General features: G+C 72.1%; 16 protein-coding genes. 4 read left to right on the top strand and 12 right to left on the bottom strand.

Going from position 1 to position 22,623, the window contains the following annotated elements; all coding sequences use genetic code 11:
* Positions 1-9 precede the first annotated feature (9 nt).
* Together ACIG0D_RS28290 and ACIG0D_RS28285 are read right to left on the bottom strand one after the other, a co-directional pair.
* Entirely contained in the window at positions 10-525 is a 516-nt protein-coding gene (locus ACIG0D_RS28290) for a DUF485 domain-containing protein (RefSeq protein WP_399806249.1), read from the bottom strand.
* A 144-nt stretch (positions 526-669) separates the two neighbouring features.
* A complete protein-coding gene (locus ACIG0D_RS28285) occupies positions 670-2,793 on the bottom strand; it encodes a type IIA DNA topoisomerase subunit B (RefSeq protein ID WP_399806247.1) in 2,124 nt (707 codons plus the stop codon).
* Between the two features lie 442 nt (positions 2,794-3,235).
* On the opposite strand from ACIG0D_RS28285, the gene ACIG0D_RS28280 reads away from it, so the two are divergent.
* The gene (locus ACIG0D_RS28280; protein ID WP_365763212.1) at positions 3,236-3,466 is read left to right on the top strand and encodes a hypothetical protein; all 231 of its coding nucleotides are present in this window, start codon (positions 3,236-3,238) and stop codon (positions 3,464-3,466) included.
* Between the two features lie 211 nt (positions 3,467-3,677).
* Here the strand turns inward: ACIG0D_RS28280 and ACIG0D_RS28275 are convergent, their stop codons facing one another.
* The 7 genes from ACIG0D_RS28275 to ACIG0D_RS28245 form a co-directional block, all read right to left on the bottom strand.
* On the bottom strand, positions 3,678-4,535 hold the full coding sequence (locus ACIG0D_RS28275) for a S1 family peptidase (protein WP_399806244.1): 858 nt from the start codon (positions 4,533-4,535) through the stop codon (positions 3,678-3,680).
* Between the two features lie 132 nt (positions 4,536-4,667).
* Positions 4,668-6,209 (bottom strand): RNA polymerase sigma factor, encoded by a 1,542-nt coding sequence (locus ACIG0D_RS28270; protein ID WP_399806242.1) that lies wholly within the window; start codon positions 6,207-6,209, stop codon positions 4,668-4,670.
* 442 nt (positions 6,210-6,651) lie between these two features.
* Entirely contained in the window at positions 6,652-7,539 is an 888-nt protein-coding gene (locus tag ACIG0D_RS28265) for a FadR/GntR family transcriptional regulator (RefSeq protein WP_399806240.1), read from the bottom strand.
* A 162-nt stretch (positions 7,540-7,701) separates the two neighbouring features.
* On the bottom strand, positions 7,702-9,861 hold the full coding sequence (locus ACIG0D_RS28260; RefSeq protein ID WP_399806238.1) for an ATP-binding cassette domain-containing protein: 2,160 nt from the start codon (positions 9,859-9,861) through the stop codon (positions 7,702-7,704).
* Positions 9,862-9,992: 131 nt separating this feature from the next.
* Positions 9,993-10,751 carry an NUDIX domain-containing protein gene (locus tag ACIG0D_RS28255; protein ID WP_166002692.1) on the bottom strand — a complete coding sequence of 253 codons (759 nt, stop codon included), beginning with the start codon at positions 10,749-10,751 and terminating at the stop codon, positions 9,993-9,995.
* A gap of 181 nt (positions 10,752-10,932) precedes the next feature.
* Positions 10,933-13,002 (bottom strand): glycogen debranching N-terminal domain-containing protein, encoded by a 2,070-nt coding sequence (locus tag ACIG0D_RS28250; RefSeq protein ID WP_399806235.1) that lies wholly within the window; start codon positions 13,000-13,002, stop codon positions 10,933-10,935.
* A gap of 530 nt (positions 13,003-13,532) precedes the next feature.
* Positions 13,533-15,173: a DUF4192 family protein gene (locus ACIG0D_RS28245; RefSeq protein WP_399806233.1), complete on the bottom strand. Its 1,641-nt coding sequence runs from the start codon at positions 15,171-15,173 to the stop codon at positions 13,533-13,535.
* Between the two features lie 162 nt (positions 15,174-15,335).
* On the opposite strand from ACIG0D_RS28245, the gene ACIG0D_RS28240 reads away from it, so the two are divergent.
* Both ACIG0D_RS28240 and ACIG0D_RS28235 read left to right on the top strand, forming a co-directional pair.
* A complete protein-coding gene (locus tag ACIG0D_RS28240) occupies positions 15,336-17,501 on the top strand; it encodes a RecQ family ATP-dependent DNA helicase (RefSeq protein ID WP_399806231.1) in 2,166 nt (721 codons plus the stop codon).
* Between the two features lie 367 nt (positions 17,502-17,868).
* Positions 17,869-18,501 (top strand): hypothetical protein, encoded by a 633-nt coding sequence (locus tag ACIG0D_RS28235; RefSeq protein WP_399806229.1) that lies wholly within the window; start codon positions 17,869-17,871, stop codon positions 18,499-18,501.
* 271 nt (positions 18,502-18,772) lie between these two features.
* Here the strand turns inward: ACIG0D_RS28235 and ACIG0D_RS28230 are convergent, their stop codons facing one another.
* The 3 genes from ACIG0D_RS28230 to ACIG0D_RS28220 form a co-directional block, all read right to left on the bottom strand.
* Positions 18,773-19,405: a hypothetical protein gene (locus ACIG0D_RS28230; RefSeq protein WP_399806227.1), complete on the bottom strand. Its 633-nt coding sequence runs from the start codon at positions 19,403-19,405 to the stop codon at positions 18,773-18,775.
* A gap of 68 nt (positions 19,406-19,473) precedes the next feature.
* Positions 19,474-20,175 carry a ribonuclease HII gene (locus ACIG0D_RS28225; protein ID WP_399806225.1) on the bottom strand — a complete coding sequence of 234 codons (702 nt, stop codon included), beginning with the start codon at positions 20,173-20,175 and terminating at the stop codon, positions 19,474-19,476.
* An 82-nt stretch (positions 20,176-20,257) separates the two neighbouring features.
* Entirely contained in the window at positions 20,258-20,881 is a 624-nt protein-coding gene (locus tag ACIG0D_RS28220; RefSeq protein ID WP_399806222.1) for a TetR/AcrR family transcriptional regulator, read from the bottom strand.
* 187 nt (positions 20,882-21,068) lie between these two features.
* On the opposite strand from ACIG0D_RS28220, the gene ACIG0D_RS28215 reads away from it, so the two are divergent.
* On the top strand, positions 21,069-22,616 hold the full coding sequence (locus ACIG0D_RS28215) for an MFS transporter (RefSeq protein WP_399806220.1): 1,548 nt from the start codon (positions 21,069-21,071) through the stop codon (positions 22,614-22,616).
* The last annotated feature ends 7 nt before the right edge of the window (positions 22,617-22,623 follow it).

Here is a 22,623-nt window from a genome sequence, read left to right as displayed (position 1 = left end):
GCTCTCCGGTCACCGGGCACCGCCCCCGGGGACGCGGCGTGTCAGTTCCTGGGTGTCCCAGCGCAGTTCGAGCGCCGCCCGGTCCCTGCGCAGCCGGGCGTGCCGGGCGTACGCCCAGGTGAGCAGGAACGTGGAGAGGAACTGCCCGAGCCCGGCCAGCATCGCCACGTTCACCGCGCCCGCCACGGGCCGGGCCATGAGCCCGGGCGCGGTGGTGGCGGCGACGACGTAGGCGACGTACCAGGCGAAGAAGGCGGCGAACGCCGGGACGACGAAGCGGCGGTAGCGGCTGCGCACCTCCTGGAAGGCGGCGCTGCTCTGCACCTGGAGGTAGACGTCCGCGGCGCTCACGGCTCCGTCCCGGGGCTCCGTTCGCTCGGCCCGCCCCGGCCACTCGGTGCCCGTGGCGGGCACACGCGCGGGGGCGTGGTCCGCTTCGCCCCAGCCGGAGGCGAGGGCGGTGTACCAGGGATCGTCGTGCCGCACACTTGTGGCGTCACAGGGACGACCGTCACTTGAGTGCATGCCCAAGCATGGACAGAACGGAAAGATCCCCGGCTCCCGTTCGCGGCGCCCTTCACCCCATCAGGTGACCGCGGTGCGGGTGGGAGTCCCCACCCGCACCGAAGGCGAAGCCCAGGCCGACATCGGCCCCGGCGTGCGCAGCGCCTACGCGTCGATACGCGACCGGTCCAGCGTCGCCGCCGAGCTGGAGATGAACTCCTTGCGGGGCGCCACGTCGTTGCCCATCAGCAGGTCGAAGACCTGCTCGGCGGCGTCCAGGTCGGAGAGGTTGATCCGGCGCAGGGTGCGGTGGCGCGGGTCCATGGTGGTCTCGGCCAGCTGGTCGGCGTCCATCTCGCCGAGGCCCTTGTAGCGCTGGATCGAGTCCTTGTAGCGGATGCCCTTGCTCTGGAACTCCATGAGCTTGTCGCGCAGTTCCCGGTCCGAGTACGTGTAGACGTACTTGTCCTGGCCCTTCTTGGGCTGGATCAGCTCGATGCGGTGCAGGGGCGGGACCGCGGCGAAGACCCGGCCGGCCTCGACCATCGGCCGCATGTAGCGGTGGAACAGCGTGAGCAGCAGCGTCCGGATGTGCGAGCCGTCGACGTCGGCGTCGGTCATCATGATGATCTTGCCGTAGCGGGCCGCGTCGATGTCGAAGGTCCGGCCCGAGCCCGCTCCTATGACCTGGATGATCGCGCCGCACTCGGCGTTCTTGAGCATGTCGGTCACGGACGACTTCTGGACGTTGAGGATCTTGCCGCGGATCGGCAGCAGCGCCTGGAACTCGGAGTTGCGGGCGAGCTTGGCGGTGCCGAGCGCGGAGTCTCCCTCGACGATGAACAGCTCGCTGCGGTCCACGTCGTCACTGCGGCAGTCGGCGAGCTTGGCGGGGAGCGAGGAGGACTCCAGGGCCGTCTTGCGGCGCTGCGCGTCCTTGTGCTGGCGGGCGGCGATACGGGTCCGCGCGGCGGCGACGACCTTCTCCATGACCACGCGGGCCTGCTGCGCGGCGTCACGCTTCGTGGCCGTGAGGAACGCCTTCAGCTCCTTGGAGACCACGTTGTTCACGATCCGGCGGGCCGCCGAGGTGCCGAGCACCTCCTTGGTCTGCCCCTCGAACTGCGGCTCGGCGAGCCGTACGGTGACGACCGCGGTCAGGCCCTCCAGAGCGTCGTCCTTGACGATGTCGTCCTCGGCGACGCGCAGCAGCTTCTTGGCGCGCAGGACCTCGTTCATCGTCTTGGCGATCGCCTGCTCGAAGCCGGCGACATGAGTGCCCCCCTTGGGGGTGGCGATGATGTTGACGAACGACTTCACCGTCGTCTCGTAGCCGGTGCCCCAGCGCAGGGCGACATCGACGCCGAGTTCCCGGGTGACCTCGGTGGGCGTCATCTGGCCGTGCTCGTCGAGGACCGGGACGGTCTCCTTGAAGGTGCCCTGGCCGGTGAAGCGGAGCACGTCGCAGATCGGCTTGTCGGAGGCGAGGAACTCGCAGAACTCGCTGATGCCGCCGTCGAAGCGGAAGGACTCCTCGCCCTTGCTGCCGCCCTCGCCGAGGCCGTACTCGTCGCGGACGACGATGGTGAGGCCGGGCACCAGGAAGGCGGTCTGGCGGGCGCGCTGGTGCAGGTTTTCCAGGGAGAGCTTGGCGTCCTTGAGGAAGATCTGGCGGTCGGCCCAGTACCGCACGCGGGTGCCGGTGCGGGTCTTGGGGATCTTCTTGGCCTTGCGCAGGCCGCTCTTGGACTCGAACTTCGCGTCCGGGCCGTTCGCGGCGAAGACGCCGGGGACGCCGCGCCGGAAGCTGATCGCGTGGGTGTGGCCGCCGCGGTCGACCTCGACGTCCAGCCGCGCGGACAGCGCGTTCACCACGGAGGCGCCGACGCCGTGCAGACCACCGGACGCGGCGTAGGAGCCGCCGCCGAACTTGCCGCCGGCGTGCAGCTTGGTCATCACGACCTCGACGCCGGACAGGCCGGTCTTGGGCTCGACGTCGACCGGGATGCCGCGGCCGTTGTCGCGGACCTCGACCGAGCCGTCGTCGTGGAGGATCACCTCGATGTGGTCGCAGTAGCCGCCCAGGGCCTCGTCGACGGAGTTGTCGATGATCTCCCAGAGGCAGTGCATCAGGCCGCGGCTGTCGGTCGAGCCGATATACATGCCCGGGCGCTTGCGGACGGCCTCCAGCCCCTCGAGGACGAGCAGGTGCCGCGCGGTGTAGTTGGAACCGTCCCGGTCTGCTCCTGCCAGCAGCGCTGTGGACGGCACGGACGTGTCGGCGGTCACGCGGTTCGCTCCTCGCTGAATTTCATTGGGGGCCCATCGGGGTAAGGCCATGGCTTCGGTTGCCGCTCAGAGGGTACCGAGGCCTGGTAGAGCCGTTGTAACGCCACCCTCGTCTGGAACGCAGACTAGTCCACAGTCGCATGGGTGTTCGATACCTCGATGGGGTGAAGTACATATCACGTTCCCTTGGAGGCATGAACCATTTAGGCTCCGGGCACGTCCTCATGAACAACCGGCAACCCGGCCGGGAGGATCCAGACCGATACGACAGCGCGAAACCGTACGACACACAGACACGCACTACGGCACATTCGCCGCCAACCGGCAGCAGCCAGCCGCCTCGAAAAAAATGTTTCGAGGAAAAGCCGCGAGCGGGAACGTTTTGGGGCTGGTTGGATGTTGACCCTGGTACGACAGCTCGTCGAGCTAGAGAAGAGGCGACGTGACTACTGTTCTGACCCCCGCGAGCCCGCTGACGGCCGCTGATCGCTGCGACCGCTGCGGCGCCCAGGCATACCTGCGCGTCGTCCTGCTGAGCGGCGGAGAACTGCTCTTCTGCGCCCACCACGGTCGCAAGTTCGAGCCGGAACTCAAGAAGATCGCCGCTGAGATACAGGACGAGACGGAGCGGCTGACGTCCGCTCCCGCCACCGCCTCCGAAGAAGATCGCTGACATCTCGCGTTCACGACGAGCCAGCCCCGGCACAGGCCGGTGAACGGGCGGCCGATCCTGCACCCAGGATCGGCCGCCCGTCGTCCTACCCGGCCGGGCGCTCAGGCTCTGCCGGAGGCCCCCCGCGCCCCTGTGGCTCCCAGTAGGCCCGCGGCTCCGCGTGGATCCGCGGCTTCCCTGGGCCCCGCAGCTCGGCCACCGCCGGAGGCCGTCACGCGGCGCCTCCGCGCGGGCGCTCCCAGCCCAGCTTCCGGAGCATGTCGGAGATCCGCGTGTAGACGCCCGGGTTGCCGGGCCGCGCGCAGCCGTTCCCCCAGGACACCAGCCCGATGAGCCGCCCCTGCGCCACCAGCGGCCCCCCGCTGTCCCCCTGACAGGCATCGCGGCCGCCCTGCCACTCCCCGGCGCACACCATCGCCGAGGCGACATACACACCGTCGCCACCCTCCGGATACGCCCGCTCACACATGACGTCGGGCAGCACCTGCACCCGCGCGGCGCGCAGCTCGTCCGCGTAGTCACCGGTACCCGAGACATCGCCCCAGCCGTAGACCAGGGCGCCCGTGCCGACGGCGTACGCCGGATCACCCGCGCCCGCCATCGCGATGACGGCGTTCCGCGGCAGCGGCTCGGCGAGGGTGAGCACCGCGAAGTCCCCGGCGTTGCTGACGTCGTCGTAGTGCGGGTTCACCCAGCTCTCGCGCACCGCGATCTCCTGCCCCTGGTCGGAGCGCAGGTCCGTGCGGCCGGCGATGACCTTCAGATCGGACACCTGGTCCGGCGGCGCCCCGAGGACGTCCTTGTCCAGGCAGTGGGCCGCCGTGAGCACGGCGGTCGGGGCGATCGCCACCCCGCCGCAGAACTGCCCGGATCGCGTACGCCCGAACCGGTCACGGCTGGAGAGCGCCACCGTCCAGGGGGCCGCGGAGACGTCGACCGGGAAGCCGCCCACGACTATGCCGTCGGCCGCCGCGGGCGTGGCGCAGGCGAGCGGTGCCAGCGGTATCGCTGCTGCGGCGACCACCAGGGCCAACGGCCGGGCCAGCGCCCGGACAAGGGGGCGACGCATGCGAACTCCTCACTCCGTGACGTCATCGGGACACCCAGAGTGATCCAGAGCGGCGCGGCCCGCACCCGCTCAGCACCAAGGCCCGGCACCGCCGAAGCGGCAACCGGGCCTTCGATGTCGTACGGCCGCGACCTAGTCGAGGTAGTCGCGCAGCACCTGCGAACGCGACGGGTGGCGCAGCTTCGACATGGTCTTGGACTCGATCTGGCGGATGCGCTCACGCGTCACGCCGTACACCTTGCCGATCTCGTCGAGGGTCTTCGGCTGACCGTCGGTGAGACCGAAGCGCATGGAGACGACGCCCGCCTCACGCTCGGACAGGGTGTCGAGCACGGAGTGCAGCTGCTCCTGGAGGAGCGTGAAGCTGACCGCGTCGGCCGGGACGACGGCCTCGGAGTCCTCGATGAGGTCACCGAACTCGCTGTCGCCGTCCTCGCCGAGCGGGGTGTGCAGGGAGATCGGCTCGCGGCCGTACTTCTGGACCTCGATGACCTTCTCGGGGGTCATGTCGAGCTCCTTGGCCAGCTCCTCCGGGGTGGGCTCGCGGCCCAGGTCCTGGAGCATCTGGCGCTGCACGCGCGCGAGCTTGTTGATGACCTCGACCATGTGCACCGGGATACGGATGGTGCGGGCCTGGTCGGCCATCGCGCGGGTGATCGCCTGACGGATCCACCAGGTGGCGTACGTGGAGAACTTGTAGCCCTTGGTGTAGTCGAACTTCTCGACCGCGCGGATCAGACCGAGGTTGCCCTCCTGGATGAGGTCCAGGAAGAGCATGCCGCGGCCGGTGTAGCGCTTGGCCAGGGAGACCACGAGGCGGAGGTTGGCCTCCAGCAGGTGGTTCTTGGCGCGGCGGCCGTCCTCGGCGATGATCTCCAGCTCGCGCTTGAGCTTCGGGGCCAGCTTGTCGGCGTTGGCCAGCTTGTCCTCGGCGAACAGGCCCGCCTCGATGCGCTTGGCCAGCTCGACCTCCTGCTCGGCGTTGAGCAGGGGGACCTTGCCGATCTGCTTGAGGTAGTCCTTGACCGGGTCGGCGGTGGCGCCGGCCGCGGCGACCTGCTGCGCGGGGGCGTCGTCCTCGTCCTCGTCGGAGAGCACGAAGCCGGCGCTCTCGGCGCCCTCGGGCTCGTCGGCGACCTTGGTGTCCTCGAGGACTTCCTCGTCGAGCAGCTCGACGTCGTCCTTCTTGGCGGTGGTCTTCTTGGCCGCCGTCTTCTTGGTGGTGGTGGTCTTCTTCGCGGCCGCCTTCTTGGCGGTCGTCTTCTTGGCAGCTGCCTTCTTCGCGGGCGCGGCTTCCTCGGCGGGATCGACGGCAGGGTCGGCGGGCGCGGCCGGTGCGGCGGGCGCGGCGGTGGCCTTCCGGGTGGTCACCGTCTTCGCCGCGACCGCCTTGGTGGCGGTGCGCTTGGCCGGGCTCTTCGCTGCGACGCTCTTTCGGGTGCGCTTGGGTTCTGCGGCACTGACCATCAGCGTCACACCCTCTTCCTCGAGGATCTGATTGAGGCTGCGCAGTACGTTCTTCCACTGAGTGGCCGGAATCTGGTCAGCTTCGAAGGCCCGACGCACGTCATCGCCGGCGATCTGCCCCTCAGCCTTTCCCCGCTCAATGAGCGCCATGACAGAGACGGACTCGGCGATCTCCGGCGGGAGCGTACGGGATGTGCTGGCCGACACGAACAACCTCTCGGAACGTTGGAAAACGACTTCCGGCCCCGTCCACGACGGACAGGAGCCGACCGCCGGCTTGGGGATGGGCCGACGGCGCGGGCGGGGGCCGGGAAGATGCACAGCGCCTTGAACGGCGTCCGTATTCCCTCCGCGGCTGTCACCTCTTAGGTCATCGCGTTGTTTCCACGAGCGTTACGCCCAATCTGCGTGGCCCGAGTCACACCCCGTAAGCACTCAAAAGCGATCAGAAGTGGGCAGACCAGGTCACTCGTGGTCCGGCCGACACCCGTCGCGCCGTCTCGCGGTCCGGCCGGCGCCCGTCGCGCCGTCGGACCCCGCAGATCCCGGAGGATCCTGCGGGGTCCGACGACAGACGGCTCGCCGGACCGGGCGACGCCGGAGAGGGGGATAGGGGGAAGCCCTCCGGCCGCGACGTCCGCGGTGCGGCTCAGTGCTCGCGCGGCGCGGGAACCACGCGCTCCACCTCTGGATGGACGGTGAGCAGTTGGCGCATGGCCGCCTCGGCCGCCGCGCCGTCGCCCGTGGCGAGGGCGTCGACGATCCGGCCGTGGTGGGCCAGGGTCGCCTCGTTCGGCCGGTCACAGCCCGTGACCGGGCCGCCGGAGACCTGGAGGGCCGCCGAGACGATGCCGGACAGGTGCTCCAGCATCCGGTTGCCGGCGACCTGGATGAGCAGCGAGTGGAACTCGGTGTCCGCGCGGGAGAAGGTGAGCGCGTCACCCTGCCCCATGGCGTGGCCCATGATCTCGACCATGTCGGAGAGGCGCTGCTGGACGTCCTCGCGGCCGTGCCCGGCGGCCAGCCGCGCGGCGAGCGGCTCGATCGTCCAGCGCAGCTCGCTGAGCTCCCGGCGCTGGTCGTCCCGCTGCGGCCCGAAGGCCCGCCACTCGATGATGTCCGGGTCGAGGAGGTTCCAGTCGCTGACGGGCCGGACCCGCGTGCCGACGTTCGGGCGGGCGCTGACCAGGCCTTTGGCCTCCAGGACGCGCAGCGACTCACGGACGACGGTGCGGGACACCTCGAACCGCTGGCCGATCTCCTCCGGCACCAGCGGACGGTCGGCCCCCAGATCGCCCGAGACGATCATCTGGCCGAGCTGCTGGACGAGTTGGCCGTGCAGGCCGCGCCCGCGGCTGCCCGCGGTGCGCCGGCCCACCCGGCCCAGCTCGGGGTCCGCGCCCTCCCAGGCGGGGGCCCCGACGCGGTCCGCGACGGCGGGCTCCGCGTAGGGGTAGCGGTCGAGTTCGCCCGGGCCGGCGAGGCCGGAGTCTGCGGCGCGGGCGGGGGTCATCATGGTGTGCGCAAGGGTACTCACGGATCCTTTGTCGGCGCCGTCCTCAACTCCCTTGAGGTCTTTGGTGAAAAGCACACGAAAGGGTGATCGCTCACCCCGCCGGAATTGACGCCTTATCGGAAAGAAATGGGCTTTTTTCGAGGGAGTTGTGCACGAGCGTGACCGGAAGAGCGCGGACATTTGTCATCTGGCGCCGCGGCGCAAGGTCGTCAGCAGGTACGCGCACACCAGCGTGGCCAGCGACAACGTCAGCGCACTGCCCACAGGTTGACCGATCACGCGGGCCACCGCAGCCAGATACCTTTCTCCCCCGAAAGGCCACTGCGCCAGCAGCACCTCCCGCAACCTCAGCGGAAACCCCGCCGCACTCCGCACGGACGGCCCCTCCAGGACCTTCTCCACGAGCGGTACGACGACGACCGGCACCGCGAGCACCGCGGCGAGCCCGCCCGACGTGGACCGGAACACCCCGGCCGCCAGAACCCCGGCCCACGCGCAGCCGATCACCAGTCCCACCCAACTCGCGCCGAGCGCCGGCCACTCCGCGGGAACCCTCGCGACCTCCCGCCCGTAGAACAGATACAGCACCTCCGCATCGCACCCCACGGTCAGGGCGGCCAGCACCAGCCCCGTGACCGCGGAGACGAGGAGCTTCGCGGCCAGCAGCCCCAGCCGGCGGGGCACGGTCCCGCGGTCCGCCGCCAGCGCGGGGTGGCGGAACTCGTCCCCGAAGGCCAGCGCCCCCAGCAGCCCCGCCCCGAGCGCCGCGGGCGGCAGTGGCAGCTCCCGGGGCCAGGCGGCGAGCAGCCGCGCCTGCGGGGTGTGCCCGATACGCGCCGCCACCACGGCGGTGATCACCGAGGTCACCAGCACGACGGCCCCGGTGAGAAACCCGACACCGACCCCGGTGGCCCGCCGCAACTCGTAGCGCAACGGGCGCAGGGGGCTGGGGGCGGGGCGGACGGAGATGGGGGGTGGGAGGTCGGGGAGGGGTGGGGTGGAGGGGTGGGTGGGGGTGGAGGCGGGGAGGGAGGCAGGTGGGGTGGGGTGGGCCGGGGAGGGGAGGGGGGAGGCGGGGGGCGTCGAAGACTGTTCGGAGGGTGGCTCAGCCGCTCTGTCCGCGTCCTCGGGACCGGTCTGAGCGGGGAGACGGCCTGAGGCGGCCTCGGGCGTGGGTGGTGCCGTATCGGACGTGATCGTCTCGGGAGCGGGTGCTGCCGGCTCGGGCACGCGCGGGGCCGTCTCGGGCACGCGCGGGGCCGTCTCGGGCGCGGGCGGGGCCGCCTCGGGGCCGAGCGGGGCCGCCTCGGGGCCGAGCGGAGAGGACTCGGGGCCGAGCGGAGAGGACTCGGGGCCGAGCGGAGAGGACTCGGGCGCGGGCGGGGCCGCTTCGAGGGCGAGCTGGGATGATTCGGGCGTAGGCTGCGAGGCCTGCTCCTGGGCAGGCGGGACCGGCTCCTGGGCGCCCGGCCCCATGTCGCCCACCTCGTCCGCGAGTTGGTGCACGAGGATGCCGTGGCGGAAGGCCGTGTCGCCCACGTCGGCACAGGTACTGCCGTACACGAAGAGCCGGTTGCCCCCTTCCCGTACGACCTCCACGGAGCGTCGCCCGGTGCGGGCCTCCTTGGTGAGGGCGGCGGCGAGGCGGGCGGCGTGCGGGGTGCGGACGGCGACGCGTGGGCGCAGCCGGGTGCGGGCGAAGTCCGCCGCCTCCTGGTCGGCGACGACCCTGCCCGTCTCCAGGGTGACGACCCGGTCGGCGACGCGGGCGGCCTCCTTGGGATCGGCCGTCGTGATCAGGACTGTGCCACCTTGCGTGGCGTGGGCGCGCAGCATGCCGTGCAGCCAGCGGCTCTCCCGTGCGGTGAGTCCGTCGGCGGGGTCGTCGAGGACGAGGGTGTGCGGGTCGGCGAGCAGGGCGCAGGCCAGCCCGAGACGGCGGTCCATGCCGCGGGAGAGGGTGCCGAGGCGTTCGTCGCGCAGGCTGACGAGGCCGACCGCTTCGAGGACTTCGTCGGCCCGCCGGACGGGAACTCCCGCGGCGGCGCACAGCATGCGCAGGTGCCCGCGGACGGTGCGCTTCGGGTGGCCTGGCACATCGCCCAGCACGACGCCCACTTCGCGCGACGGGTGGGCGATGCGGTGCAGTGGGCGCCCTCGGAAGTGCGTGAGGCCACGGCCCTGTTGGAGCTCGAGCATGAGCCTGAGCACGGTCGTCTTGCCCGTGCCGGCGGCGCCGAGCAGCGCGGTGACGTGTCCCGCGCGCGCTTCGAAGGAGACGTCGTCGACGGCGGGCGGAAGGCCCTTGCGGGGGTTGCTGGTCAGTCCGAAGGCCTGGATCACCTTCAGCAATTTAGCGCCCTATATACGGTTTTTCGGGCATCGAACGGCCCGTTCGCGGCTCAGGACTTCCCGTCTCGGATCCCTGTCCGTCTGTCGTCCGAGCCCGTTGACCCCCGGTCGCGCGTGCCCGCTCAGACCTCGGGGCGCAGCATCGGGGGGTTGAGGAGGGTTGCCCCGCCCGCACGGAAGAGCTGCGCGGGGCGCCCGCCCTGGCGGGTGGTCGTACCGCCGGTGGGGACGAGGAAGCCCGGAGTGCCCGTGACCTTGCGGTGGAAGTTGCGCGGGTCGAGCGCCACGCCCCATACCGCCTCGTAGACCCGGCGCAGCTCTCCGACGGTGAACTCGGGCGGGCAGAACGCCGTGGCCAGCGAGGAGTACTCGATCTTGGAGCGGGCTCGTTCCACGCCGTCCGCGAGGATCTGCGCGTGGTCGAAGGCGAGCGGTGCCAGGGGTTCGCCGTCGCGTCCGTACCCGCCCTGCTGGAGCAGTTCCTCGACCGGCGCCCAGCGGGCGTTGCTGGCGTCGCCGCCTGCCCGGGGTGCGGGCAGGTCGGGGGCGAGAGCGAGGTGGGCGACGCTGACCACCCGCATGCGCGGGTCGCGCTTGGGGTCGCCGTAGGTCGCCAGTTGTTCCAGGTGGGCGCCGTTGTCCTGGGCCGGGGCCGCGGGGTCGTGGACGCGCAGTCCGGTCTCCTCGGCCAGCTCGCGCGCCGCCGCCTGTGCCAGGTCCTCGTCGGCCCGCACGAAGCCGCCGGGCAGCGCCCAGCGCCCCTGGAACGGCGGCTCACCCCTGCGTACCGCCAGCGCACACAGAGCATGGCGGCGCACGGTCAGCACGACCAGGTCCACGGTGACGGCGAAGGGCGGAAAGGCTGACGGGTCGTAGGGCATGCCGCGATCATAGTCGTCTGCCTGACGATAAACACTCCCTTCGTCGGTCGCTTCACCGGACCGTGCGTGTCCCCTCGGATGGGTCCTCACCTGCCGCTCCCTCCGGCATCGGCGGCGGCTTCGTGAGCGCGGCGGGACGTCGGCTGCTGCTTCGTGGTGCGGCGGGACGTCGGCCGCCGTGTCACACCCCCAGCTGCAGCCCGTCGGCGGCCTCCTCGACCATGGCGAGCCCGAGGCGGCTCACCCGTACGGAGAAGGGGGCACCGGCGACACGCAGCCCGGTCAGGCAGAGTTCGCCGAGGGGGGCGGTGCGTACGGGGCGCAGGGTCACCGTCCGGGCCGGGGCGTCAGGGCGGAGGCCGGCGAGGGTGGTCAGCAGCAGGATCCCGGCGGCCGCGGCGGTGGCCGCGGGTCGGCAGGCGGCGGGGTGGGGCAGTGGCGCGCCGCCCGCGGTGCGCTGCTCCCCCGCGTACATCTCGGGCAGCCGGTGGCCGAAGGCCCCCGCCGCCGCCAGGACGCCGCGCAGCAGGGAGGTCGCCTCCTTCTCGTAGCCGGCGGTGGCCAGTCCCGCGACCGCGACCGCCGTCTCGTGGACGCGTACGGCGCCGCTGCGGTGGCCGAACGGGTTGAAGCCCGGCTCCTTCGTGCCGAGTCCGCGCAGTCCCCAGCCGGAGTCCATCGCCGGGCTGCCGAACAGCCGGGCCAGCTGTTCCGTCTGGACGCGGTCGAGCAGTCCGGGAGCGTGTTCGCCGCCGCCGAGCAGTCCGGTGTCCAGGAGGTGCGCCGCGGTCGCCGCGAGGAGCGGGACGGGGCGGCCGTCCGGTGCCCGGGCGGCGGCTGGGCGACCGCCACCGAGGTCGTCGATCCAGAAGTCGTCCCTGAACGCTGTGCGAAGGGCACGCGCCCACTCCCGTAGCCCGGCGCCGCCCGGTCTGCCGCAGGCGTCGAGCAGATCGGCGCCGAGCAGGGCGGCCCGGTGGGCGTGGGCCTGTGTCTCGCAGCGGACGGGCCCGCCGGGCTGCGGGTCGCGCAGGTAGACGCCGTCGCCCACGGCGGTCCGCAGCCAGGTCAGACAGCGTTCGGCGGCCGGCAGCAGTTCCTCCGTCTCGGAGTCCGGCAGGCCCCAGCGGCGGGCTTCCGCGAGGAGCACCGGGAAGAGCAGCGTGGCCTCCGTGGCGGTGCAGCCCGGCGGCAGATGGGCTCCGGCGTCCCGGCGCGGCCCGGGGATCAGCCCGGCCTGCGGAGCGGGGCCGCCGAGCTGGGTGCGGGCCAGGATGCGCAGCGTGCCGGCCGCGAGCCGGGCGCCGAGAGGGAGCGCCATCCGGGCCGCCGCGAGGGCTTCGGCGGGGGCCGGTCCGCAGCGCCAGGGCGCCCCGGCGGCGGCGTAGGTGTCGGCGGGGTGGTCGGGGTCGCGCAGCAGCAGGGCCTGGAGGTCTTCCACGCTGGTCCGCAGCAGGGCCGTGACCCGCGGGTCGTCGCCTGTCGCGGTGGCGAGAGAGAGGGGGCTGGTGGCCGGACGGCCCACCGCCCGTACGGGCGCCGCGCCGTCCAGGCGTACCCGTAGTTCCACGCCGGCGCTGCCTCCGGGCGGCAGCTCGAACTCCCAGCGCAGAAGCCCGGCGGAGGCCAGCGCGTCGGCGGGCGGCGGATCGGCCGAGACCGACGACGACCCGTTGGGGCCGACCCAGCGCAGACCGGAGTCGTGGACGCTGGCGGGCACCTCCGGACCGGTGTGTCCCGAGGCGATCGCGCCGAGCGCGGCCAGGTCGGTGCCCAGTGCCACCTCGACGGGCAGGCGCAGGGGCCGGGGAGCCGCGCTGCGGAGGGTGATCCGCTCTGTGCCGTCCGCGTGGCGGATGCGCTCGACGACGACGTCCGGGTCCGGCCCGGCGTGCGGGGACACGCGCAGGGTGCCCACGAACCGGACCTGGTCGGCCCCCGTCATCCGGGCCTGCACTGCATGGGGCTCCCGTCCGGCCACCCGGACCTGGCAGCGGGAGAGCAGGCGCCGACCCGCGCGGTAGATCCCTTCCAGGCCGCGGCCGGTGAGCTGCCCCTGTTCCGTGGAGACGGCGAGGCCCGGCAGGGCGACGCAGATCAGGGCGGTGTGGGTGGGGGGCAGCTCCCCGGTGCGACGTGGCTGCGGCGGTGTTGGGGGGGCGCCGGTGGCGGTAGCGGTCCGGCGGGTCTGCCCGACAGGGACGGCCGCCGTACCTGTCCTGTCGGTACGGGGAGAACCCGCCTCGTCCATCCCGGCGGTACCGCGCGAACCCGTCCCCCGGTCCGTCCGCTCCAACTCGGACGGCCCGCGTGGTTTCACGGCACCACTTCGCACCCGACCTTGCGTCGATGTCGGCACCATCCGTTCCCTCCATCCACCAGGGGATTCACCAGGCGAAGCGATCCGATGGGCGTCCCTGCGCGCCGCGCGGTCGCGGTGAGCGTCGCCCCGTGCCGAAGGCTCACGCGGAACGTCGGGCCGGGGCGGAGTCGGCTGGTGCATCGCGAGCGACTTCCTCTGCGCGCTGTACGCCTCGGGTGAGGCCGGCGCCGGTTGAGGGTTTCCGGCAGGACAGGGGCGGTGCGGCGGCACAGCCCGTCCAGGCGTTCCGCCACTCAGGTGAACGGAGCGGGGCTCGTCGGGGTCACGGCCGTGATCGGCCGACACCACCGAGTGGCGGTGAGATGGGCGGGCCGCTGCCTTGGTCACCCGTGGTGGACGTGTCGGCCGTCCGCGGACGGCCCGCGCAAGCCGTCGGCACCAGCGCCACCGCTGTGCGCTCACTTGTCCTCCTTCGTACCGTCGGTGCCGCTTCCGGTGTTCGTGCCGGTGCCCGTGCCGGGCTGCGGGTCTCCCGCGCAGGCGCCGCGCCGCCGCCCGGGGCCTTTGGCAGGGCCTTTCGCGGGGCGGGGTCGGGTGCCGCCAATCCGTCCCGCGCCCGGGTGTGTGCCGGCTGCCGCCCGCCGCGGCCTCGGCACCCTCTTGGCCGTGTCGCGCGTCGTCTTCGTCCCCGACGGGAGTTCGCGGAACGCTCCTCGGCGGCGAGAGGGCGTTCCCGGCGTCGGTGCGAGCGGGGGCTCGCCGGCGTCGGGGGACGCCATGTCATCGCTGTCGTCCCGGGTGGCGTCGAGCGCTTCCATCACCTGTTGGTCGTCATCCGCGCGGGTCGTACGGCTGTCCCGCTCCGCCCGCAGGCAGCGGCGGACCGACTCGGGGTCCAGTCCCTCGTTGATGGCTTGGTGGAGCAGGCGGGCGAAGAGATAGTCGGGGTCCGCGCCCAGGGCCATGGCCAGGGCCTCGCGGGCCTCCAGTTCGTCGCCGGTCGACCAGGCGACCCAGCCGGCGAGGGTGAGGGGTGCAGCGGCGTGTTCGCCGTAGGGTCCGACGCAGCGACGGGCCAGTGACCGCCACAGCCGCAGGGCCTGCCCGGCCTCGTCCCCTTCCATCCATTCCGCCGCGCGGTCACGGGTGGTGCGGTCCTGCAGGCCGAGGATCAGCGTGGCGGCTTCGTCGTGGTCGATCAGCTCGTCGTCGCGGAGGTCCGCCATGAGGGGTCCGGTCACCGGACGGGCCGTGGCCAGGCGCGCGATGAGCCGCTCGGCCAGCGCGAGCGTCTCCTCCGCCACTTCGGCGCGACCGGTGTCGTCGAGGATCCTGGGGACGAGGGCCATGCTGGCGGTGTCCAGCGCGACCTCCTGTGCGAGTGCGGCGGCGGTCTCCCAGGGCAGGAGGCGAGCGCGCAGTTCCCGAAGGCTGCCGCGCACCTGGATCCCGGCGTAGGTGGCGGCTGCCGCCAGGACCGAGGTGCCGGGCAGCCCCATCGGCTCTCCCTCGGGCGGGCAGCATCCCTTGTCGCAGCAGTACGACCAGAAGCGTCCGCCGGAGATGCACAGTGCCTCGACGACCGGCGCGCCGGCGGAGCTGCACTGCTTCTGCAGCTCGTCAGCCAGTGGCTTGAGCCGTTCCATCACCTGCCGGCCCGTCTCGCCGTCGCCCGGTTCCTGGCAGAGGTAGGCCACCGTCCGCTCCGGCCGGCCGCGGCGCCGGGCGCTTCCGGTCACCAGCCCGCGCGTCAGCTCCCTCGCGACCGATTTCCAGTCGTCGGGGTTCGCCGGGATGCCGAGCCGGGCCCGGCCGCCGAACCTGCCACGCCCGCCCCAGTCGTGCAGGGCGACGAGCACGACGCTGTCCTCGGGGCGGTAGCCGAGCAGATACGGCAGGGCGTCCGCCAGTTCGGCCGGGGTGCGCAGGGTGACCTGGTGGGTGTCGAGCTGTCCTGTGAGGACGTCGGCGTCGCTGGACGCCGCCGTGAGCTGCGGAATCGCGTCGGGGGTGCGGCCGGTGTCGGGGCCGCGCCGTCCCTCCCGTCCCGTGATGTCGTCGTTGTCGAAGGAACCGGTGTTTTCGCCGTGATGCGTCATGCGGAGACGATCTCGCGGATTGCGAGCCTCCGCTTTGGCCTGTGGATAACTCCGATCAGGGACACGTCACCAGCGCTTTCCTGCGAGCCGCCAGCCCCACGGACCGGCCGCTCCCCACTCGCCGAAGTCCGTTTGTCAGTGCCGTCCTGTTGGATGGAAGGCATGGAGCACACGAGCAACGCGGATCTGCGAGCGGAGGCCGACACGGTCCTCGCCCGCCTCGTCGGTGACGCCACGGGCGCGGCACGGCTGCGCGAGGACCAATGGCGGGCGATCGAGGCACTGGTCGCCGAGCGGCGCCGGGCCCTGGTCGTGCAGCGCACGGGATGGGGCAAGTCCGCCGTGTACTTCGTGGCGACCTCGCTGCTGCGCGCCCGCGGCAGCGGCCCCACCGTCATCGTCTCCCCGCTGCTCGCGCTCATGCGCAACCAGGTCGAGTCCGCGGCGCGGGCGGGCATTCACGCCCGCACGATCAACTCCTCGAACACGGAGGAGTGGGACGCCATCCAGCAGGAGATCACCACCGGCGCGGTCGACGTCCTGCTGGTCAGCCCCGAGCGGCTGAACAACCCCGACTTCCGCGACCAGGTGCTGCCCCGGCTGGCAGCGGCGACGGGGCTGCTCGTCGTCGACGAGGCGCACTGCATCTCCGACTGGGGCCACGACTTCCGCCCGGACTACCGGCGCCTGCGGACCATGCTCGCCGACCTTCCCCCGGGCGTACCGGTCCTCGCGACCACCGCCACGGCCAACGCGCGCGTTACCGCGGACGTCGCCGACCAGCTGGGCACCGGCGGCTCCTCGGACGCCCTGGTGCTGCGCGGCCCCCTGGACCGCGAGAGCCTGAGTCTGAGCGTGCTGCGGCTGTCGGACGCCGCCCACCGGATGGCCTGGCTCGCCGACCACCTCGACGAGCTGCCGGGCTCGGGGATCGTGTACACGCTGACCGTGGCCGCCGCCGAGGAGGTCACCGCCTTCCTCCGGCACCGGGGGCACACGGTCGCCTCGTACACGGGCAAGACGGAGAACGCCGAGCGGCAGCAGGCGGAGGAGGATCTGCTCGCCAACAAGGTGAAGGCCCTGGTCGCCACCTCCGCCCTCGGCATGGGGTTCGACAAGCCGGATCTCGGATTCGTGGTGCACCTCGGCTCCCCCTCCTCCCCCATCGCCTACTACCAGCAGGTCGGCCGCGCAGGACGCGGCGTCGAGCACGCCGAGGTCCTGCTCCTGCCGGGCCAGGAGGACGAGGCGATCTGGGAGTACTTCGCCTCCCTCGCCTTCCCGCCGGAGGACCTGGTGCGCCGCACTCTCGACGTCCTCACGCGCGCGGACGGCCCCGTGTCCCTTCCCGCCCTCGAGCCCTTGGTGGAGCTGCGCCGCTCCCGTCTGGAGACGATGCTCAAGGTGCTGGACGTGGACGGCGCGGTACGACGGGTCAAGGGCGGCTGGATCGCGACGGGCCGGCCCTGGACGTACGACACCGAGCGGTACGACTGGGTGGCCCGGCAGCGGAAGGCCGAACAGCAGGCGATGCGCGAGTACGCCTCGACCAGCGGCTGCCGTATGGAGTTCCTGCAGCGGCAGCTGGACGACGAGGGTGCCAAGCCCTGCGGCCGCTGCGACAACTGCGCCGGTCCGCGGTTCAGCGCGGACACGTCCGCGACCGCGGTGGACGCCGCGCGCGTGGACCTCGGGCGGGCGGGAGTCGAGGTGGAGCCGCGCCGTATGTGGCCGACCGGCCTGCCGGCGATCGGCGTCGACCTCAAGGGCCGTATCCCGGCCGGTGAACAGGCCTTGCCCGGGCGGGCGTTGGGAAGGCTGTCGGACATCGGCTGGGGCAACCGGCTGCGGCCGATGTTCGCGCCCCAGGCGCCGGACGGTCCCGTTCCGGACGACGTGGCGAAGGCCGTCGTGAGCGTGCTGGCGGACTGGGCCAAGGGCCCCGGCGGCTGGGCGCCGGGAGTACCGGACGCGCAGCCGCGCCCGGTCGGGGTCGTCACCGTCGCCTCCCGTACCCGGCCGCGGCTGATCGGTTCCCTGGGCGAGCACATCGCGCGGGTCGGCCGGCTGCCGCTGCTGGGCTCGGTCGAGTACACCGCGGACAGCGGCCCGGTCCCCCGGAGCAACAGCGCGCAGCGGCTCAAGGTGCTCGACGGAGCGCTGACGGTGCCGCCCGCGCTCGCCGCCGCGCTGGCCGAGTCCCGCGGGCCCGTGCTGCTCGTGGACGACTTCACGGAGACGGGCTGGACCCTCGCGGTCGTGGCACGCATGCTCCGACAGGCGGGTGCGCAGGGGGTGTTGCCCTTGGTCCTGGCGGTCCAGGGCTGACGCCGGGCACGGCCCCGCGGGGGGCGGAGGCGACGCCGGCCCCGCCTCGGCTGCACCGGGCCGCGGATTGTCCGCCCCGCCGGACCACCCGTGTGACCTGGTCGGAGCGGCTGTGGATGCGCCTGGGAGCGGGGCACCGACGGCCTCTGGCGTCACCCGGTACACCGGTGGGTAGGGATATAAGCCACGCACCGCCCGATAAGGGTTGGTGGCCCCAATTGCTCGTTGCCGCTTCCAGGTTCGACAGGAAGAATTGAAGTCCGCTCCCCGCACGGCTCATCCGTGATCAGGCAGGGCTCCGCTGCGGTGTGCGCTCCCCCGAATCCAACCCCGCCCGCAGTGTGGGCGCGTAGCCGAAGGGAGGATCGTGACCTTCGGATTCGCTCCGTCCGCGGCATCCACGTCGACGTCCGCCGACCTGTCCGCCGCATCCGCCAGCCCCGTGGCCCGCATGCTCGAACCCGCGGAGTGGGCCGCCGCGGGCATCCCCCTTCTGCGCAACCCGCGCGAGGTGGTCAGCGGGCTGCACGCGCGGCACCGTCCCCAGCCGGCCACCGCGATCGTGGCCGTGCTCGACCCGGACGAACGGCTGCGCGCCAGCGCCTCGTTCACCCGCCGTCCAGCCCCGGCCGACGGCTGGATGTTCCGCAACGCGCTCCTCGCCCAGCTGCGCCGGGTGATCCCGCACGACCTGCGCCGCCGCACACCCGTGCGCACGGCCGTGCTGCTCTACTGCCGTGAGGGCGACGCGCGTTGGACTGAGGAGGACGGAGCCTGGATGTGGGGCCTGCGCGACGCCTGCACCCTGCACGGCCTGCGCTGCGGGGCGTACATCACCCTGACCCGGGACGGCTGGCGGGTCCTCGGCGAGGGACGCGGCGGACGCCGCCCGAGCGCGGGTTCCGCCCCCGAACCCTTCGCCATATCCGAGGCACCGCCCCCACCGCCGCGCACCGGCGGCGCCGCCTCGGAGGTACTGCGCCGCGCGGCGGCACGCTGACGCAGCGGCCGGTAACGACAGCACCCTTGACCGGCGTTCGCCTCCCGGCGCGGCACCGCGCCTCAGCGCTCCTCACCACGCCCGAGCCCACGTCGGCGGGCAGCCGGGCAGCCGTACATCCCGGCCGTCCGGGCGCGTCGAAGCCGTCGCGTCGTACGAGTGCCATCACGACGGCGTCCTCACGGACCGCCCGCGCAGCCGGTCCGCCCACGCACCCTCGCCCGCCCTGGGACCCGGGCCCCCGAGCCTGCTCAGACCTGATCGGTCCGGATCAGACGCCGACGCCCAGCACCGAGTTGATCTGCTGCGGGTCACCGCAGACGATCAGCAGGGCACCGGCGCGGCTGAGGGCCAGCGGCAGTGCGGTGGCGACGACGGAGTCGGAGCCGCCGTTGACGGCGACGACGACCACCGGGCGGGAGGCGGCACGTCCGGCGACGGCGGCGTCGGCGTAGAACACGTCGTCGCGCGCGTCGTGCTGGGCCCAGTAGGCGGCCTCGCCGAACGACAGCTCGTGGGCGGCCCACGGGTGCGGCTCGCCGGTGGTGATCACCAGCACGTCACCGGGGGTCCGGCCCGACTCCAGCAGGAGGTCCACGGCCTCCTCGGCGGCGTCGAGGGCTCCCTCGGCCGAGGCCGGGATCAGCTGGATCTGCGGGGTCGCCGGAGCCGGGGCGGGGGCGGCGGGGGCAGCCGGCCCGGGCTTGGGCGCAGCCACGTCACGCGGCGTCCGCTGCACCGGAGGCGCGGGCCGGAGAGGGCCGGGACGACCAGGACGCGGCGGAGCCGCGGGGCGGGGGCCGGGTACGGGGCGGGGGGTCGGCGCGGTGCGGCCGCTGGCCGGAGTGGCGCGGGGACCCTGGGCACTCTCGTGAATCTGAGGCTCCTCGGGGATGAGAGGCATGACCTGATGTTTATCAAACGTTGGTGCGGCACGCATGGGTGGGTTGCACATACGTGCGATGAAAGGCGTCAGAAATCGAAGCCGAGCTGACCCGCGATTTCCGGAACGCCTCCGTCCGCCCAACTGCGGACCTTCTTGAGGTGCCGCCACTGGGGCAGCGCATCAAGATACGCCCACGACAACCGGTGGTACGGAGTGGGGCCCCGCACCTCCAGTGCGGCCTTGTGCACGGGCGACGGATACCCGGCATTGTCCGCAAAACCGAAGTCTGCATGTTCGACACCCAGTTCGGCCATCATTTTGTCGCGCTGAACCTTGGCGATCACCGACGCCGCCGCCACCGCCACGCACGACCGGTCACCCTTGATCACGGTCCGGACCTTCCAGGGCGCACCGAGATAGTCGTGCTTGCCGTCGAGGATCACGGCGTCGGGACGGACCGGCAGGCCTTCCAGGGCGCGCACCGCCGCGAGCCGCAGGGCCGCCGTCATGCCGAGGTCGTCGATCTCCTCCGGGGACGCGTGCCCCAGGGCGTACGACGTCACCCACTTCTGGAGTTCCTCGGCGAGCGCGGTGCGCCGCTTGACGGTGAGCAGCTTGGAGTCGGTCAGACCCTCGGGAGGCCGGCGCAGTCCGGTGATCGCCGCGCAGACGGTGACGGGGCCGGCCCAGGCGCCGCGCCCCACCTCGTCGACACCGGCAATGATCTTCGCTCCGGTCGTGGCGCGGAGTGAGCGCTCGACGGTGTGAGTAGGTGGTTCGTACGGCATGGCGCCCTTAGCGTACGCCGCCACGATCCCGCCGCGACACCCCGGTTTGCACCGACCGCATCACAGCCTCCGCCGCCCGCACTCAGACCCCGGCGGGCCGGAGCAGCGGCATCATCAGCTGGTCGATCATCTCCTCGATCTCGCGGTCGGTCCATTCGCACCCGCACATTTTCGACCGGTACATCATCATCGCCGGGACGGCATCGAAGACGTACGCGTTGGCGGCGTCCGCCCGGACCTCACCGCGCTGGATTCCGCGGTCGATGACCTCCCGCAGCAGCCTTATGGTCGGCTCCACGACCCCCTCGACGATCACGGAGTGAAAGCGTTCCGCCTGCACGGTGTCGCATTCGTGAATGACGGAACGCAGGGCGAAACCGGGCCGTGAGTACATCGCGTCGCGGGCCTGCCGGACCAGCGCCAGCAGATCCTCGCGCACGCTCCCGAGATCGGCCGCCGCGTCCAGCCGCGGCAGACCGGCCTGCAGCGCGTCCGCGACCAGGTCCTCCTTGGACGGCCAGCGGCGGTAGACCGCCGCCTTGCCGGTCTGGGCGCCGGCGGCGACGCCTTCCATGGTGAGACCGCTCCAGCCGACCGTACTGAGCTGTTCCAGCGCGGCATCGAGAATCGCACGTTCGAGCACGGCGCCGCGCCGACGGGGAGAGGCCGCCTGAGCGGGGGCGGCCGACCAGCGCGAAGTAACCATCCGAGTGTCTCCAGCGAACAACAGAATCGGGATCCGGGGGAAAAGGGGACGTTCCGCCCGGCAGCGGCCGAGCGCGCAGCACACGGCGACGACATAAGTGAACGCTTGCGTTCACTAGCGGGGACTTACTACCGTGGACGCGACAGTGAACGCGAGCGTTCACTAAAGCTCTTGTGGGGGACCCATCGTGACGACCTCTCAGTTGATACCGAATCAGAAAGCGGGTGCCGCCCGTCGGCAGGGACGCCCCGGCATCGCGCTCACCGTCATCGCGGCCTGCCAGCTCATGGTGGTCCTCGACGCGACGATTGTGAATATCGCGCTCCCGCACATTCAAGAAGCGCTCGAGTTCAGCACCACCGATCTCACCTGGGTGGTCAGCGCGTACACCCTGACCTTCGGCGGTCTCCTGCTCCTCGGCGCCCGGACCGGCGACATTCTCGGCCGCCGCCGGGTCTTCATGGCCGGCATCCTGCTGTTCACCTTCGCGTCGCTGCTGGGCGGACTCGCCCAGGAACCCTGGCAGTTGCTGGCCGCGCGCGCCCTGCAGGGCGTGGGTGGCGCGATCGCGTCGCCGACCTCGCTGGCCCTCATCACCACCACGTTCGCCGAGGGCCCGGAGCGCAACCGCGCGTTCGGTGTCTTCGCCGCGGTCTCCGCGGGCGGGGGCGCCATCGGTCTGCTCGCGGGCGGCATGCTCACCGAGTGGCTGGACTGGCGCTGGGTGCTCTTCGTCAACGTCCCGATCGGTGTGCTGATCGCCGTTCTCACGCCGCTCTACATCAACGAGTCCGAACGGCACCCGGGCCGCTTCGACGTCGCGGGCGCACTGACCTCGACGGTCGGCATGGCCTCCCTGGTGTACGGCTTCATCCGCGCGGCGGAGGAGGGCTGGCGGGACAGCCTGACGCTCACGTCCTTCGGTGTCGCCGTGGTCCTGCTGGTCGCCTTCGTGCTCACCGAGATGCGGGCCAAGGAGCCGATCACCCCGCTGAAGATGTTCACCGACCGCAACCGCGCGGGCACCTACGTGATCATGCTGAGCCTGGCCGCGGCGATGTTCGGCATGTTCTTCTACATCGTGCTGTTCGTGCAGAACGTGCTGGGCTACAGCCCGATCAAGGCGGGGCTGGCCTTCCTGCCCGTCACGGTCGCGATCGTGATCGGCGCGGGTCTGTCCCAGCGGTTCCTGCCGGTGCTCGGCCCCAAGCCGTTCATGCTGGCCGGCTCGGCGCTCGTGGTCGTCGGACTGATCTGGCAGACCTTCATCAGCCCCGACAGCTCGTACGCCGGCGGCGTCCTCGGCCCTATGCTGGTCTTCGGCTTCGGTATGGGCCTGAACTTCGTGACGGCCACGGTCACCGCCGTCTCCGGTGTCGCCTCGCACGAGGCCGGCGCGGCCTCCGGGCTTCTCAACGCCACCCAGCAGGTCGGCGGTTCGCTGGGGCTCTCCATCCTCACCACCGTGTTCGGCACGGCCAGCAAGGACGAGGCGGAGAAGCAGCTGCCGAGCTTCATGGCCGAGAGCTCGCCCGAGCAGAAGGCCGAGTTCGCCCAGACCCATCAGCTGCCCGCGCCGTGGGGCCATGAAGTGCTCGCCGAGGGCATCTCGACGGCGTTCGTCCCGGCCGCCGCGATGGCCCTGCTCGCGCTGGTCACGGCCTGGCTGGTGATCCGCGTCCGCAAGAGCGATCTGGACGCTCTGTCCGGCGGCGCGGGGCCGATGGTCGGCTGACCGAGGG

It is taken from the genome of Streptomyces sp. NPDC052773, from assembly GCF_044547145.1.
Lineage (GTDB): Bacteria > Actinomycetota > Actinomycetes > Streptomycetales > Streptomycetaceae > Streptomyces.
Note: the sequence above shows the minus strand (reverse complement) of the source record. Positions and strands in the feature narration are given on the sequence as shown.

Excerpts from the sequence above, each read along its gene's own strand:
- ACIG0D_RS28290 (WP_399806249.1), bottom strand. The coding sequence starts at position 525 with ATGCACTCAAGTGACGGTCGTCCCTGTGACGCCACAAGTGTGCGGCAC.
- ACIG0D_RS28275 (WP_399806244.1), bottom strand. The coding sequence starts at position 4,535 with ATGCGTCGCCCCCTTGTCCGGGCGCTGGCCCGGCCGTTGGCCCTGGTG.
- ACIG0D_RS28255 (WP_166002692.1), bottom strand. The coding sequence starts at position 10,751 with ATGCCCTACGACCCGTCAGCCTTTCCGCCCTTCGCCGTCACCGTGGAC.
- ACIG0D_RS28250 (WP_399806235.1), bottom strand. The coding sequence starts at position 13,002 with ATGGACGAGGCGGGTTCTCCCCGTACCGACAGGACAGGTACGGCGGCC.
- ACIG0D_RS28245 (WP_399806233.1), bottom strand. The coding sequence starts at position 15,173 with ATGACGCATCACGGCGAAAACACCGGTTCCTTCGACAACGACGACATC.
- ACIG0D_RS28240 (WP_399806231.1), top strand. The coding sequence starts at position 15,336 with ATGGAGCACACGAGCAACGCGGATCTGCGAGCGGAGGCCGACACGGTC.
- ACIG0D_RS28230 (WP_399806227.1), bottom strand. The coding sequence starts at position 19,405 with ATGCCTCTCATCCCCGAGGAGCCTCAGATTCACGAGAGTGCCCAGGGT.
- ACIG0D_RS28225 (WP_399806225.1), bottom strand. The coding sequence starts at position 20,175 with ATGCCGTACGAACCACCTACTCACACCGTCGAGCGCTCACTCCGCGCC.
- ACIG0D_RS28220 (WP_399806222.1), bottom strand. The coding sequence starts at position 20,881 with ATGGTTACTTCGCGCTGGTCGGCCGCCCCCGCTCAGGCGGCCTCTCCC.